This window comes from Tamlana crocina (assembly GCF_012037625.1).
Window position 1 is genome coordinate 152357 of record NZ_JAAVJS010000002.1, and the last position, 16604, is coordinate 168960.

Here is a 16604-nt window from a genome sequence, read left to right on the forward strand (position 1 = left end):
TTTATTTTCTGTTTATAATTTTAGATGTCGATATGGTAACAGGTCCTAATAAACCTGAAGGCAATAAGTCGTCCGTTGCTTTCTGGAATGAATAGGCACTAAATGTTTTACGAGGTCCTTCTGGGAGTGGTTGATTATTTCTATACCAATCTGGCATTTTTTTAAACTTGCCTCTATAATCTTCAGATCCAAAACCTTTTTTAGTTCTTCTTACATCATACTCTGTTTGGTTGGGTAATTTTTCATCGCCAATTAAACGATTCGTCCATTGGTTAGTGACTTGAACTTCTAGTGAATTCTCGCCCTCTTTTAAAGCATTCGTTACATTTAAGGAATGAGGAGCTATCCAACTTACACCAATATCGTTTCCGTTTACCAATACTTTTGCAATCACATTTACCTCGCCTAAATTGAGTTGAAATTGTCTACCCGATTGCAACATGCCCTTTTCTATGTTGAATGTAGTTGTATAAATTGCAGTTCCTGAATAGTGTTTTATTTCCTCTTTAGAATGGGTAGTCCAATCGAACAATTTATCTGTTGTTATTGTTGCTTCATAAAAATCTTGTTTTCTAAAATCGATTTGCCAATTGCCTTTTATTTCAACTTGACTAGGAATATCGCTTACATTAATATTCCAGTTTTCTGAATCATTTACTTTTGCATTGTAGTTTCCATTGGCATAAACTTCAGCCTGTAAATTATTGTCACTGTCTAAACTGAACGTAGGTTTTGGCAAATCATTAGATTCTGTATAAGTAACTTTAGGTTGTTTTTCTTTCGGGTCTTTAAAAACAACAAAAACCGATTCTTGAGGGTGTAATGGAATGAAAATATCAGTTCTTCCATTTTTATTGGTGTACTCTACTAACCTTGTAATTTCTCCAGTTTCTGCATTCCAAAGTTCGGGTACTTTTCCTTCTACTAAAAAGCTACAATTTAGTGTATCAGCTTCTGTTAAATTATGATTGTAAACAAAATAAATATCTTCATTATCAGTACGTCTGTGGTAAAAATTAAAATCGGGTTGCCCTTCTACAATTAAATCTTTGTGAATGTTGTTTGCTTTAAAAATTTCCTCCCAATCTACATTACTATAAGTTCTTTCGTTAGACCAAATATCTTTTACTAAAGCATCAAATTCAGCTTCCATTTCTTTGGAAATGTTATACCCACCTAATTTTTTGGGTTTCTTACCAACAATTAAAGCGCCTTGTTGTGATAGTTTATGAATTCCTCTCAAAGTTTCTAGGTTGATGATATCATGTCGCTGCAAAGCCAAAGCATTATACGTAATGCCATTAGGTAATTTTAGCTTGCCATTTTCTACTTTTAAGCGATTGATAATTACATCTGAATTTACACAATCGTATTTGTAAGCTGCTGGAAGTTTTGGTTGCATTTGGTTGGCGTGTATCACATGACTTGGTGCTCTATCACCCACAAAAACCAATACATCTAACACAGGATTCCCTTGGCGCAACATATAAGAACCTCTTGCCAAATAATTGAACCATTCTGGACCTGCATTGTCCCACCACGTTTGTGTGCGATCAATATGAGAACCCACAAAACTCATACTCATTCCTGGTTTTACGTGGGTATTGGATTGATGCGCAAAACGATGAAACATATATTCGTTAATTCCGTTTGTCCACTCGTAATCGCCTTTTTGTTTGGCTAACGCTGGATGAAAACCCCAGTTTAATTTGGTACTTGTAAATGCTTCCGCAGAAATTACATTTTTACCATAAATATGACCAGCAGATACTGCAGCGCGTTTGTGTTTGTTTGGTTTTCCTAACCAAAATTCACCCATAGGAATATCCGCACTTCTACCAGCATCCAAACTGTTAAAAGGCCCCACAAATCCGTAAGGTTCTATGTAGGATATCAAACCATCTTGATGACATAATTCTGTGAAATAATCGAAATAATTAGTCACCATTAAATCACTTACCAATTGTTTCATATCCCAAAAAACAGCTTCAACAGTTTCATTATTTTCTATGCTTTTACCTGCGTACATCAATAAAAACGGAGTAAAATCGTAACCAAAACGTTCTTTGAATAACTGCTCCATATTGTTAGTCCAGTTTTGTGGTCCCACTTCGTAACTATCAATTTCTACATATTGCAAGGCGTTTGGTGCATCAATTTTTGCTTGCTCTACTAGTTTCCCAACAAAAGCATCGTAATGTACTTTTAATGCTTTTTTGCTAAACTTATCTACTTCAAGACCTTTCCCCTCTTCTGAAGAAGGTTCGTTAGTGGCTCCAGAGGCTGTAAATCCAAAACGCATGATGGTCCAATTTCCATCTGGTAATGTTGTTTTTAAAACACCATTGGCATCCATTTTATCACTTAAAATAAGAATGTCTTCTTTTTTAATAAATGCTTCTGTAGCAGAATTTCTAATTGGACGTCTATTTTTTCTGTAAGACGTATACTCCATAATATTTCCTAAAACAGGACTTGCAGAAAGTTGCATTTCATAAAATCCTGCATCCATTTGGGTTTCTATCCTAAAATAACGTGCTGTAACTGGTTTAAAACTTTCGTAGAAATAGCATTCGTCTTTCCCAATACGTTCTTCTCTAGGTTTGTGAGCAACTGTAAAATGAACACCATCATCTGATTTTAATAAAGTTAATCGCCCTTTACGTTTATTAATAAAAACGTTTATAGATTGAATGGTGTGTGCTTTTCCGTAATCGTATTGCACCCATTGGTTTGCTTTTAAATCTGCATGTGTATTGGTTTGTTTGTCAGTTGCTAATTCTACTTTAAATGCTTTATCTGAAGATGTTATTATTGGATTTACAGTGTCGTCTATCAATTCACTTTCCAATGATGGATATGCCACAACAGCAATATCTTTGTAATAATTATGTCTTGCTGGAGGCTGGGGTAATTTTATATTAATTGCTTTTCCTCCTTTTGCAATCACTTGGCTATTTACCACGACTTTCATCGCGTGCTCTGGGGTTACCCAAGGGCCTCCACTAGATGTCCAACCATCACAATTATGCACGCCAAAACTCAGCCCTAATTTCTCACATTCTTTAGCGGCATGGGTTAATATATCGCGATGTTTTTGCGAATTGTATTTTACATCGCCTTCTGGCAAACCCATAGATACATTAAATACCAGAATCCCTCCAATACCAGCATCTTTTATAGCTTGTAAATCTTTGGTAAAGCCTGCCTTGGAAGCATTACCACTATTGATATGATACCAGGTTCTTGGTTTAGTTTCTTGTGGTGGGTTTTTAAATCCTGCTTCAAGATTGACGTCTTTTTCTAAAACACTATTAACTTTCTGATTTTGGCAAGAAGTTAAAATTGAAATCAAACAGAATAATAATACAATCTGTTTTATGCTAAAATTGAAATCAACTTTCATTTATTTACTATTTCTATTACAACTAAACCTAAATAACAAAATATTCAATACCAATAAAACTGCAATTACATATACAAACCCCATATCTATTATTTAAGATTAATCTATAAACAACTCATCTATAAAAGGACCGCTCTCTCCTGTAGTTTCTAATTTGATATTATTAGCTCCAGATTGAAGTACAATTATGGTAGGCACAAACTTCCATTCCTTTTCCCAGCCACCAGTTGCCGGAAACTCTATGGTTCTTACGTATTCGTCGTTTACAAAGAGTTTCATTGGGTGTAGTTTCCCCTCATTGTTATGCATATATCTGAAACGGATACTGTAGTCGCCCGGTTCGCCGTCGTTTTCTTGATACCAAGTGATAGAGCCTTCACCTCCTTTGAAATCGACAAAACCACTTCCTTTAAAACGGTGCGCTTCTCTACTTGGTTTGGCAGTTCCTATTAAAATACCGTCTTCGGCAGAAATATTCACCCCTCTACCTATCCACATATCGGCTGAATGTTCATCGCCCCAAAACAATCCTTCATTTTTACCGAAAGTTTCTTCCATAGAAAAAAGCGTTTTACCATTTTGTTTTACAATAGCTTTTACAGTTGTGCCATCTTTCACTTTAAAAGGAGCATTATAAAGTTTTCCGTGGGTTTCAGGATTATCGCCATTGGTAGTATATAGCACTTTAAAATCGGCTGATTCATCGGTTCCAATTAATGCAACGTTCTGTACATCAATAGTAATTTCGTTTGAAATATATAATGCCTTATCACCCAAAATTGAACCTACAACTACAGATGCTTTTTCGGCATTTTGAGCTTCTTCTAAAAACAATCTGGTTTTTCCGAAAAACATGCTTCTGTAATCGGCTTTAGTTCGGCTTGTAGGATCTATGGGATTACCATTTTCCATAGAAACTTTTTCAACATCACCAACTATGCTGTAATACACTCTGTTTTCCGCATACGGAAATAAGTTATCCTCTTTATCAAATCCTTCTGAAGTTAATATATAACTAGCCCTAAAATCGTCTTCTGCCTCTAATTTTGTTATCGTGTTTTTTAAGGTAATAGGTTGTTTGGCTGTTGAAAACGACGTTCTGTTTACCTCTTTTCCATCAATGTAACCAACTGCTTCTATGGTACCCTCTTCGTACGGCACCAACCACTCGCATTGCATTTCGTTCCAAATGGTTCCAGGTTTATCTTTACCTAATGATTTTCCGTTTAAAAACAGCTCAACCTCATCGGTATTAGAATACACCCAAACTGGAATTTCGGTACCTTTTTCCATTCTCGGGTGCGTCCAATGCGGTAACATGTGAATCATGGGGTCCTCTGTCCATTGACTCTGATAGAAATAATATAAATCTTTTTCAAAACCAGCTACATCTATTGCGCCTCCCATAAACAAGTTAAATGGTAAACCGCCGTGTACTAAACCGGCTTCTCCGTAATAATCGAAACCTGTCCAACGAAAATGCCCACTATGCCATGGTGTATCGCGCATCACTTCCCAATATTTTCTTGCCGAAACACGCACTGTGGCATTATCGTATGAGGAATTAAAACGTTGTTTTCTGTTCTTCCAGTCTTTTGGGTTTAAACCTTCGTAGAAGAAAATTTCTTTTTCTGTTAAGTTTGGCAATTCATAGGTACCTGGCAATTCGTTATCTCTCCACCAAGTATGCGTTCTATAATAACCTCTAGTTTGCCAAGTGTGAGGGGCTTCTGTAGAAATGAATGGTTTTTCTAGTTCATTTTCGTTTTGTCTGTCTATAAACGATTTGGTTTCAGAACCTCCATTAACGCCCTGAATATCCATATCTTCCGGGTTTCCAGCACCAGAAGTAAATAATCGGGTTGGATCTAAGCTTTTTCCGAGTGCTACCAATTCTGGGGCCACATCACTATGCGTTTCGTTACCTAAGCTCCATACAAAGATACTGGGGTGGTTTCGGTCTCTTGTAATCCACTCTTTTACATCTGCTTGCCACCATTCATCAAAGGCTTGTTTTCCGTAATCTTGCGGGGCTTTTTTATGCCAACCATCAAAAATTTCATCCATGACCAACAATCCAATTTCATCGCAAATATCATAAAACATAGGAGGTGCTGGATTGTGTGACGGTCGAATGGCGTTTATGCCCATACCCTTTAGTAGTTCCAGCTTCCAACGTAACATGGGCTTGGTCCAAGCGCCACCAACAGGTCCGCCTTCCCAGTGTTCACAAACCCCTTTTAGTTTCACATTTTCACCATTTAACCAAAAGCCCGTTTCGGTTTTCCACTCCACGGTTTTAAAACCGAAAACAGTAGTTTTTTCATCTAAGATTTCTTCACCATCAAGAATTTGAGTGACTGCTTTGTACAAGTTTGGTGATTCTGGACTCCACAACTTAGGAGTTTCAACCTCTAAATTTATTTCTGATTTTGATGCTTCAACGCCACTTTTTGCAGATGTTAAAACCGTACCATCCGACGCTAGAATTGTAATTTTAGTTTCTAAATTATCAGAGGTATTGACAACATTAAGCTTCGCGTTTACAGAAGCTTTGTCTTCTGCTATACTAGGCGTCGTAATAAAAATGCTATTGAGTTCAATGTGCGTTGGGTTCACTTCTATTAAAGAAACTGCCGCATAAATACCACAAGGATGGTACCAACGTGCAGAAGGCTCTAAACTGTTATCGACACGAACAGCAATGGTATTTTTGCCTGCTTTTAAATATTTCGAAATATCATACCTAAAACTTATGTACCCATAAGGCCTTTTGCCCAATCGGTTACCATTTACCCAAACCTCACTGTTCATGTAAACACCATCAAAATTGATGTAAGTTACTTTTGAAAGGCTTTCTTTTGAAACTTGAAAGTATTTACGGTACCAGCCTATACCTCCATCATGATAACCTCCGCCTTGCCCTTGGTCGCCTCCCTTTCTAACACCTTTTTCGAAAGACCAATCGTGGGGTACATCTAATTGTTGCCATGCACTATCGTCCATCGATTCTTGTGAAAACTCTGCTCTATCTACATCTAGAATAAATCGCCAATCGTTGTTAAAGTTTGACACCGTTCGCTGGGAAAAGCAAGTTGCCGAAACCATTATAAAGAAGATACTGCAAATAGTTTGTAGTTGATGTTTTATTGACATTTTATACATTTTTAAAATTGTTTATTATTTTCTGGGTATATCGTTTTGTGGAAAAGGCACTCCATCTCTGGGAAATTGCGATTCCAACAGTGCCTTCATGCGTTTTTCTACTGCTTGGTATTTTTCATGCCCTGATAAGTTTTCAAAAGACAGTAAGCTATTTTTATGCTCGTATAACTCTGAACCTAGTATTTCGTGGGTGACCGAATCTCGCCATTCGGTATATCGCCACTCCCCGTCGGTTGCGGTACACCCCATAATATTTTTTCCTCTAGGAAAAACGCTTGTAGCCACCTCATCCCAAGATGCTTCAGGATTATCAATAACGGGCACTAAACTTTTCCCGTCGGATTTTGGGTCTTCAAAACCACAAATATCTGTAAGTGTTGAAAAGATATCGACATTTTCCACCAAGGCATTTGAAACGACTCCTGATTGTCGTTTTTTATCATTGGTTTCCCTACTGATAATTAAAGGCACACGAACATCAATCTCTACGTTTGAGTGTTTGCACCACGCACCGTACTCACCAATTTTATAACCGTGGTCGCTCATAAAAACTATCATCGTATTTTTTTTCAAATCCAATTCTTCAAGCGTTTGCATGACTTTACCCACTTGGGCATCCATATAACTAACGCAGGCATGATAACCGTGAATTAGAGTTCTTGTAATGTCATCGTTTAAAGGGTCTTCTTTAGGTATACCGTGATATCCTTTTAATTCTCCCCATTTACTTAGTGCCAAGTTGTACATATCGACTGGCTTATCCTTTGATGGGATTTCAAACTTGCTCTTATCATATAAGTCCCAATATTTTTTTGGCGCATTAAAAGGAAGGTGTGGTTTCATGAAACCTACAAACATTAAAAACTTGTCATCTTTATATTGATGTAACATTTTAATAGCATCGTTTGCAACGATTCCATCTTTATACCCATCATCTGCTACATCGGCGTCCTCATAAGCAGGTCCTTTAACTCTATTTCTTCCAGCCGCTTCCAATTGATGAATCGCATTAAGACTTTCTTCCTTTAAGTATATATTAGATGGTCTTTTTACAAGTTCGGTCCAGTTGTCTTTATCATCTACAAAATGATGATATACTTTACCTGTACTAATGGTTTTGTACCCATTTTGCTTGAATAGCTGTGGAAGCGTAACCACATCTTTATGAATTTTCCTTAAGGGTGTAAAAATGCTATAGATGCCCAGTGTTTCAGGCCTTAAGCCCGTTAGTGTACTCATTCTGGAGGGCGCGCAAATGGCTTCCTGGGTGTAGGCCTTATTGAACATTACGCCCTCCGAGGCTAGTTTGTCAATATTGGGTGTTATAGCTGTTTCACTGCCATAGCAACCTAATTCTGCTCGCAAATCATCAATGTAAAACACTAAAATGTTCGGTTTTTCATTCTGGGAGCATACAGAACTCGAAACACAAATTGCGACACAAAATACTAATAGTAATTTTTTCATTTTAAACATTATAATTAAAACTGTTTTGGCGATTGTACCACACCCTCTCCTTTATCGTGACTCCACCAATCTATGGCGCGTTTCTTTTCATCAAAAGTGTAATTCCACTTATCCATATAGTAAGCCCTAGGTTTAATTGAATCGCCTATTTTTTGAAGTGCTTCATGTAATTTGGCATCTAAATCTTTCTGCATAGCTTCCATTTCAAGTTTTCCCAACAAATTATTTTGTTGAAGCGGATCGGCAACATTATCATAAAACATGCTTGGTCCGTTTGGAGTTATGGCGTATGTATACTGTTTGGTTCTAATAGCCCGATAAGGTTCATCTTTAAAATTCGCTCCAAAGGGTGCTGGATTCATCACTAAAGCCACTCTATCTGCATTGGGGTCTGGGTTTTGAATAAGCTCCATTAAGTTTTCACCTTCAACCCCTTCTGGAATCTCAATTCCCGTTAAACCTAATAATGACGGTAAAACATCCGGTGTTGTAAGCGGCGCATTAACCACAGCACCTTTGTTATCACCGATTGATGGATAACTAACTAAAAACGGTACACGAATAGCTTCGTCCCAAGCCAATTGTTTTACAAAGGGTTTAACCCCATGGGCTCCCATCATTTCTCCGTGGTCTGATGAAAACACTACAATGGTATTATCCATTAAGTCCAGTTCTTTAAGTTTTTTTAAAACTCTTCCAATGGCTTCATCGGTAGCAGTAGCATGTGCGTAATACCCTTGTAATTCTTTACGGCAACGTTCTTCAAGCTTTGCAGGTATATTTGCATTAATTGTTAAGCTTTCTGACGGATACAAGTCCTTGTATTTCTTAGGTGCAGAGTTATGCGGATAATGAGGTGTTGCAATAGATATAAATGCTAAAAATGGTTGTTCATCGTTAGCATGTTCAGTTATGTAAGCATTGGCATCTTTTACAATGGCAAATGGTGAATACTCATCCCAAGTTTTGATATTAGTGTCCTCGTTATCGTAGTAAGGCATTTTAGTGTAATTATGTGAGCACTCCAACGCTTTCCAATAGTCAAATCCTTGACGCCTTTCTTTCGGAATGAAAGTTGACCTGCCATGTCCATCTAAATGCCACTTACCCCAATACGCAGTATTATAACCAGCTTTCTTAAAAATTTCTGCCATACACAATTCTTCACTCGGTAAATACAAATCGTTTAGAAACATTCCCGTTGTAGTTGGAAACTTTCCAGTAAGTAATGATGCTCTATGCGGTGTACATACCGGCAAAACCGAAACGGCATTTGTAAAATTAATAGCTTCTTTAGCAAAAGCGTCTAAATTAGGCGTCTTGACATCGGGATTACCGGCATAACCTAAAGCTGAACCTCGCCATTGGTCGGTAAGTATATAAACGATGTTTGGCTTTTTTTCTTCTAATTCTGAAGAGGCTCCCGCATTTTGTTTTACTTCATTTTTACAGCTTACAATTGATAAACCAATTATCAAAACAACTGCAAATATTCGAAATCCTTGTTTCATTATAATTTAGACTTAAACGTGTAGGTTCCTGGTTGTACCAATAATTCAGTATCGTCAGTTTCTGAGCTTATCGTTTTTATATCGTTTGTATCTTCAATCGATTCTAAAGTCTCAGGTAATATAACTTTTGCTGTTGTATTAGGTGGAATGGTGACATTTAAAGTAAAAGTGCCTTCATTAATTTCCCATGAAGAAGCCACTTTCCCATACGGCGTATTTAATTCTGCAGACGCTGAGGTTAATGGACTTTTAGGTTCTGGAGCAATACGAATGACTTTATAACCCGCTTCTAATGGTGCGATACCCGCAATGCGCTCGTACATCCACTCACCTATGGCACCATACGCATAATGATTTAAACTATTCATGTTTTGAGGGTTGAAACCCTCGGCTTTACTGTAACTGTTCCAACGTTCCCAAATGGTGCTTGCACCTTGATTAATAGAGTAAAACCATGATGGATACGTTTCATTAAACAGTAATTTGTACATTAAATCTATTTCACCGGTTTCATCTAAAACTTGGGACAATAATGGCGTTCCCAAAAAACCTGTTCTTAAATGATTGTCGGCTTCTGCAATCTTTTTTAGTAAATTTTGTTTTGCACCTTCATGTTTTTCCTCTGGTAATAATTTGAATGCTAAAGCCAACAAATAGGAGGTTTGCGTTTCTGTAGCATTTTTTATAGTACCATCGGTATTAAAAAACTGATTACTAAACTGCTCCGAAACACTTTTATACAGCTTATAGTATGTATTATAATCATCATTATTCCCTAAAATTTTTGCGGTTTTGGCGGTTATATGGGCCGATTGCGCAAAAAATGCGGTACCTATTACATTTAACTTAGTATCGCCTTTATTATCACCATTTTCTGGATAAGGTTGTAGCCAATCTGCAAAAAAGCCCATTTTAGAAATTAAATTCTCAGAACTTTCTTGATGGTAAGCCACCCAAGCTTTCATCATTTCAAAATTATCTTCTAAAATTTTTACATCTCCAGTTCTTTGGTAAATTTTATAAGGTATAATGGTGCAGACATCGCCCCAACCTGCACTTACTTTACCATCAAACAAAACATCGGGCACTACCCAAGGAATAGCCCCATTTTCAAACTGAGATTCGCGCACACTTTGTAGCCAGCTGGCCCAGAATTTATACACATCTGCATTAAACATGGATGTTGGTCCAAACACCTGTGCATCTCCTGTCCAACCCATACGCTCATCGCGTTGCGGACAATCGGTGGGGATATCAAAAAAGTTGCCTCTCATACCCCAAACAATATTGCTTTGTAATTGATTTAATTTTTCGTGAGACGAGGTAAAGGTGCCATTTTCATCAAAATCTGAATATTGCACCATACCTGTCACCCAGTCCTTTGTAGGTTCTATAGTTGTATCAAACCCACTCAACTCTATATATCTAAAGCCATGAAATGTGAATTTAGGCATCCAATCTATCACACCATCTTTTGAGGCAGTATAATAATTTGTTGATAGCGCACTTCGGTAATTTTTGGTATAAAACGTACCATCTGGAGATAGCATTTCTGCAAAGCGCACTTTTAAGGTTTCCCCTTTTTTCATGGGTACTTTCAAAAGCGGAACACCTACCATGTTCTGTTTTAAATCAAAAATTACAGTGCCATCTTTTTGAATAATCTCTTGTGTGGCTAATTCAATTTTAGACTTAACTGTAGTGTGGCGCTTAGGCTCTAAACGAATATTGTTTGTAATAGGAAAGCTGTTTACTGAACTCCAATCTTTATCGCTAAAATTATTGGTTGTCCATCCTTCCATTTCTAAATTGGCATCATAAGTTTCACCATCATAAATTTCTGAAAGACGAATGGGGCCATTGGTCGTGCCCTTCCAACTATCATCAGAAACAATTATTTCTTTAGTGCCATCTTTCATAGTTAATTCTAACTGACATAAGACTTTAGGCGTTTCTGTATCAACCCACAATGCTTTTTTCCACCCTAATCTACTGGAATGCCACCCAGAAGCCAGTTCCACACCAATGGTGTTTTGACCAGATTCTATAACACTGGTAACATCATAAGTAATGGTTTCTATGCGTTCTTTATAAGGTGTATAACCGGGAGGCATCACATCATCACTTACATCTTGGCCATTAATGGCTACATCAAAAACCCCTTTTGCTGTAATGTATAATCTTGCTGAAGCTACATCGCCAGAAAGTTCAAACCCTTTTCTTAAATATTGTGGTCTGTGGATAATGTTTTCCTGACTTCCCAAAATACCCTCGGCCTTCGTATCTAAACCTACCCATTGTGCTTTCCAATCACTGTTATTCAGTAATCCTAATTCAAAATGATTTATAGCACTCCACACTGAAGCATCTTCATCTTGATTCCAGTACTTTACCTGCCAATATACTTTTTGGCGCGATTCTAAGGGTTTACCTTCATATTTTACCCAAATAGATTGGTCTGTCATTTGCTTACCCGAGTCCCATAAATCGGCATTATCGGGCAATAAATCTTCACTAGATGCGACTACAATATGATAAGCTGACTGATGTTTTACATCTTCTGCAACTGGCAGTTTCCAAGAAAATGATGGACTGGAATCATAAAACCCTAACGGGTTTTTAAACCCTTCGGAAACCGTTAAATCATTTGCTTTTTCTATGGTGGTCTTTTCTTTGCAAGAAATAGATGTGCATAATGCAACTACAAATATTAGCGTATAAAACGATAGTTTTAAATTCATTGTTTAGTTTGATTTAATTTTATTTTATTTTGAAATAACTCTAAAGGACTTTTAGAATAATTGTACTCCCAAGTTTCTTCTGGCTCTACACTTTTAAAATCCTTTTCAACATAGAATCCATCATTAAATGAAGCCATTGACTCATATGTCAACTTTTCTAATTCAAGCCTTATATTTTTATAATCTGAGTTGTAAAACAAATTATTCAGTTGATTTGGGTCATTTTTCCTATCAAATAAAACATTATTCATTTCAAGTGGATTATCTCCTCCGTTCATTGTAAATGTATATGCTTTGGTTATTACACCTCTCCAACTGTGATTTTTTACGGTTCCTCTTTCAAAATTAAAAATAGGAATAAAATCGGCTGCCGTTAGGTCATTTGTAACTAAGGCACCTGAAAGGTCTTTTCCATCGTATTTTTGTTCAATTGGTATATCCATAAAGCCTAAAATGGTTGGCATAATATCTAAAGTTCCAAAAAGTACATCTGATTGGCTATTTGGTTTAATTTTTTTGGGATACTTAATAAGAAATGGTGTATGATTTGAGTAGTCATGTGGATATTGCTTGGGTAATATAGCACCGTAAGACTCTAGCATATCGCCATGATCTGCTGTAAAAACAGTTAGTGTATTATTTTCTAAATTAGTTTCTTTTAGCTTATCCATGAGCATACCAAATGCTTTATCCACACCACTCACCATAGACATGTGTCCGTGGTACATATCTATTAAATCTGGTGTTGGCTCTATACCTGGTCTTACTTTGATAGAATCGGGATTATACATAGACATGAACTCATCTAGCGTATCATACCTGTAATGTAATTTCCCATCTTTACCTATCTTTTTCCCCCAATCATGCGGTGGATGCCAAGAGACAATAAGGGCAAAAGGTTTGCTTTTATCTATGGTATCTAAATAGGTTAGCGCTTGTTTTGTTTGTCCATAAACTTCCCACTCATCAAAAAACTCTTTTTCTCCTTTTTCATTCCAAAAATAGGATTTATGAGCTCTAAAATCTGAGTGACAATTATTAGTGATTACCTTATCAAATCCATAACGTAAATCGCCCTCCGGTATACCTCTATCTCTATCGCCTCCAAGAAGATGCCATTTACCTATATATGCTGTTTGATAACCTTCTTTTTTCAACTTTTGTGCCATTAAAACACTTTTATTTGGTAGTAGCGGACAATCATTAGTAAACGCTCCATTTTTAAGTGGGTGCATACCACTCATTAGCATGCCTCGAAAAGGCGTACAAACGGGTTGATTTGAAAAACTGTTTTTTAACAGCATCCCTTCTTGTGCAAATTTGTCAAGATTTGGTGTTATAACTTGTTCATTGCCGTAAGCACCTACCAAATCATAAGAATGTTGGTCTGATAATACAATTAACAAGTTGGGCTTAATTGGATTTTTTTGTTTTTCTTCTATTTTTGTAGGCAAACATCCTCTTAAACTAATTGAACAAAGAGTTATTAGAATTACAAGTTTCATTTTTTGGATTTAAAATTAGAGTTGATATTGTACTTTCCAGCAGAAACTTCTATTATTAATAGATCTTCTTTCTGGTTCTTTATTTCATTCTTGCTTATTTTCTCACCATTAATATCCACGTCATTACTATTTGTAGTTGGAATACTTACCAATGCCGTTGTATTAGGAGGAATTATAATATCTAAGTAAAAACTATCGTGTTCTATTTTCCAAGACGATGATGCTTTACCGTAAGGCGTGTTAACACTTGCTGACGCAGCATTTAAAAAATTGATATTCGGTACCGGTGCAATTCTTATTTTTTTATAACCAGGTTCCAAAGCGGCAATTCCAGCAATACGCTCGTACATCCATTGCCCAATGGCACCGTAGGCATAATGGTTTAGGCTGTTCATTGGTTGGGTGTTATACCCGTCTTGTATACTATAACTGTTCCAACGCTCCCACATGGTTGTCGCCCCTTGGTTGATGGAATAAAACCATGACGGATAAGTTTCTTTAAATAAAATATTGTACATTAAATCAATTTCACCCATAGCATCTAAAACCTTTGGTAAAATAGGTGTTCCTAAAAATCCTGTCCTTAAATGATTATCGGCCTTTTCAATCTCCTTTAGCAAAAATTGTTGCGCCTTTTTCTTTTTTTCTGAAGGTAGTAAATCAAAATAAATGGCCAATAAATAGCTTGTTTGGGTTTGCACTTTGCCTGAATATTTACCGTTTTCATCAAAAAACGTCTTATCGAAAGCATGAGCAATATTTTCATATAAAGATTTATATTTTTTTTCATCTTCGTTATGCCCAAGTACACCTGCAATTTTCGAAACTAAATTTACCGAATGCGCAAAATAAGCGGTACTAATTAATTCATTAGGTGTATCGCCTCGATTTCCCATTTTACCATCTTTTTTGGGAAACGGTTGTAACCAATCTCCAAAAGCAAACATACTCGGCACATATGGAATATTTTTAACTTTTGATTTATAAAAATCAACCCACTTTTTTGCGGATTCATAACTCTCTTCAAGTATAGTAGTATCTCCTGTTATATTATAAACATCCCAAGGAATAATAGTACAGGCATCTCCCCAACCGGGACTTGCGTTCTTATTTTGAAGTACGTCGGGCACTATAAAAGGCACAGCACCGTTCTCATGTTCGGACTGGTTTTCTCTTAAACTTTGCAACCATGCCGTCCAAAAGGCATGAGTACCGTAATTAAACAATGCTGTGGGGGCTATAACTTGGGCATCTCCTGTCCAACCTAAACGTTCGTCGCGTTGTGGGCAATCGGTTGGTATATCAAAAAAGTTATCGCGCAAGCCCCATGTAATATTGCTTTGTAATTGATTAAGCTTATCATGCGAGGAAGTAAAGCTTCCTTTTTGCTCAAAATTAGAATGTTGCGCCAAGCCTTGTACCCAATTCGGCTCGGGTGTGGCATTTTCATCAAAACCACTTAATTCTACAAATTGAAAGCCGTGGAATGTAAACTTAGGCATATATTCAATTAGGCCATCTTTTGAAGCAATATAATAATCGGTGGAGTGTGCCGAACGGTAATTTTTAGTATAAAACGTCCCATCTTTCAACAACATTTCTGAAAACCTAATTTTTAAAGTATCACCCTTTTTCATGGGTACTTTTACTTTTGGCACCCCCACTATATTTTGCTGAATGTTGAAAATAGCGGCATTCCCTTCTACCGATACTAATTTTACATCGTCTAACACCGTTTTAGTTTTTACGGTGTAATGTCTTTTAGGCTCTAATTTCACACCGTCATCAATAGCTTCAACTTCAACGGGTTGCCATGAGCTATCATCAAACTCTGGATTGGTCCAATTGGGCATTTCTAAATTGGCATCGTAGGTTTCACCATCATAAATTCCGGCTAACCGAATGGGGCCATTGGTAGTACCTTTCCACGTGTCATCAGAAATAATAGTTTGCTTAGAACCATCTTCCAAAGTAATCTCTAACTGACATAATATTTTTGGGGAGGCGAAATTTTCATAAAGTGCTGTACCTCGACTAATTCTTCCCGAATGCCAACCCGATGCCAACTCTACAGCTAGAACATTCTGGTTAGATTGTAATACATCGGTAACATTGTAAGTTAATGTTTCTATACGATGATTATAGGGTGTCCAACCCGGAGGCATAACATCTTCACTAACGTCTTTTCCATTTATATGTACATCAAAAACGCCTTTTGCCGTTATGTATAATCTAGCAGATTCAACTTCTGAATTCAGCTTAAATCGTTTTCGTAAATATTGTGGTATGTGCATTAAAAAGTTGTGTACGCCTTTAATACTATCTTTAGCGGTATCTAAGCCCGTCCATTTTGCTTTCCAATCGGTATTATTTAGTAAACCTAATTCAAAAGTATTTATCTCACTCCATTGTGAAGCCGTCCCCTCTTGATTCCAAAATTTAACCTGCCAATAAACTTTTTGTCTAGATTTTAAATGTGCGCCTTCATAATTAACAAAAGTGGATTGTGAACTTTCTTGTTTTTTAGAATCCCACAAATCTGGATGGTTCGGTAATAACTCTTTAGAAGACGCCACTACGATTTGGTAAGCCAATTGCGATTTTACATCATCACTAATTGGGAGTTGCCACGAAAAGGTTGGTTTAGCATTGTAAAAACCTACAGGATTTTTGAAGCCCTCAGAAAGTGTTAAAGAAACTGGAGCCCCTACCGTTTGTTCATGGCATGAGTACAAAAAAAAACTTAAAACAAAATAAGCTGCAAAAAGGAATCTAAACTTTTTCATTTAAATTAAATAGTATACAAAAA

The 16604-nt window shown here is 36.8% G+C and carries 7 protein-coding genes; all 7 read right to left on the bottom strand.

The window, feature by feature from the left end:
- Position 1: 1 nt before the first annotated feature.
- Positions 2-3406 (bottom strand): glycosyl hydrolase, encoded by a 3405-nt coding sequence (locus HC176_RS02125; protein WP_167916535.1) that lies wholly within the window; start codon positions 3404-3406, stop codon positions 2-4.
- Positions 3407-3505: 99 nt separating this feature from the next.
- On the bottom strand, positions 3506-6562 hold the full coding sequence (locus HC176_RS02130; protein WP_209309632.1) for a glycoside hydrolase family 2 TIM barrel-domain containing protein: 3057 nt from the start codon (positions 6560-6562) through the stop codon (positions 3506-3508).
- A gap of 24 nt (positions 6563-6586) precedes the next feature.
- Entirely contained in the window at positions 6587-7954 is a 1368-nt protein-coding gene (locus HC176_RS02135; RefSeq protein ID WP_342448657.1) for a sulfatase, read from the bottom strand.
- A 98-nt stretch (positions 7955-8052) separates the two neighbouring features.
- Complete coding sequence (locus HC176_RS02140) at positions 8053-9549, bottom strand: sulfatase family protein (protein ID WP_167916537.1); 1497 nt, start codon at positions 9547-9549, stop codon at positions 8053-8055.
- The gene (locus HC176_RS02145; RefSeq protein ID WP_167916538.1) at positions 9549-12290 is read right to left on the bottom strand and encodes a family 78 glycoside hydrolase catalytic domain; all 2742 of its coding nucleotides are present in this window, start codon (positions 12288-12290) and stop codon (positions 9549-9551) included. Before HC176_RS02145 ends, HC176_RS02140 begins: the two co-directional genes overlap by 1 nt.
- Positions 12287-13795, bottom strand: a complete 1509-nt coding sequence (locus tag HC176_RS02150) for a sulfatase family protein (protein ID WP_167916539.1) — start codon at positions 13793-13795, stop codon at positions 12287-12289. The genes HC176_RS02145 and HC176_RS02150 overlap by 4 nt, the downstream gene beginning before the upstream one ends.
- Positions 13792-16581, bottom strand: a complete 2790-nt coding sequence (locus HC176_RS02155) for an alpha-L-rhamnosidase (RefSeq protein WP_167916540.1) — start codon at positions 16579-16581, stop codon at positions 13792-13794. The genes HC176_RS02150 and HC176_RS02155 overlap by 4 nt, the downstream gene beginning before the upstream one ends.
- Positions 16582-16604: the final 23 nt, after the last annotated feature.

Excerpts from the sequence above, each read along its gene's own strand:
- HC176_RS02125 (WP_167916535.1), bottom strand. The coding sequence starts at position 3,406 with ATGAAAGTTGATTTCAATTTTAGCATAAAACAGATTGTATTATTATTC.
- HC176_RS02130 (WP_209309632.1), bottom strand. The coding sequence starts at position 6,562 with ATGTCAATAAAACATCAACTACAAACTATTTGCAGTATCTTCTTTATA.
- HC176_RS02140 (WP_167916537.1), bottom strand. The coding sequence starts at position 9,549 with ATGAAACAAGGATTTCGAATATTTGCAGTTGTTTTGATAATTGGTTTA.
- HC176_RS02145 (WP_167916538.1), bottom strand. The coding sequence starts at position 12,290 with ATGAATTTAAAACTATCGTTTTATACGCTAATATTTGTAGTTGCATTA.
- HC176_RS02150 (WP_167916539.1), bottom strand. The coding sequence starts at position 13,795 with ATGAAACTTGTAATTCTAATAACTCTTTGTTCAATTAGTTTAAGAGGA.
- HC176_RS02155 (WP_167916540.1), bottom strand. The coding sequence starts at position 16,581 with ATGAAAAAGTTTAGATTCCTTTTTGCAGCTTATTTTGTTTTAAGTTTT.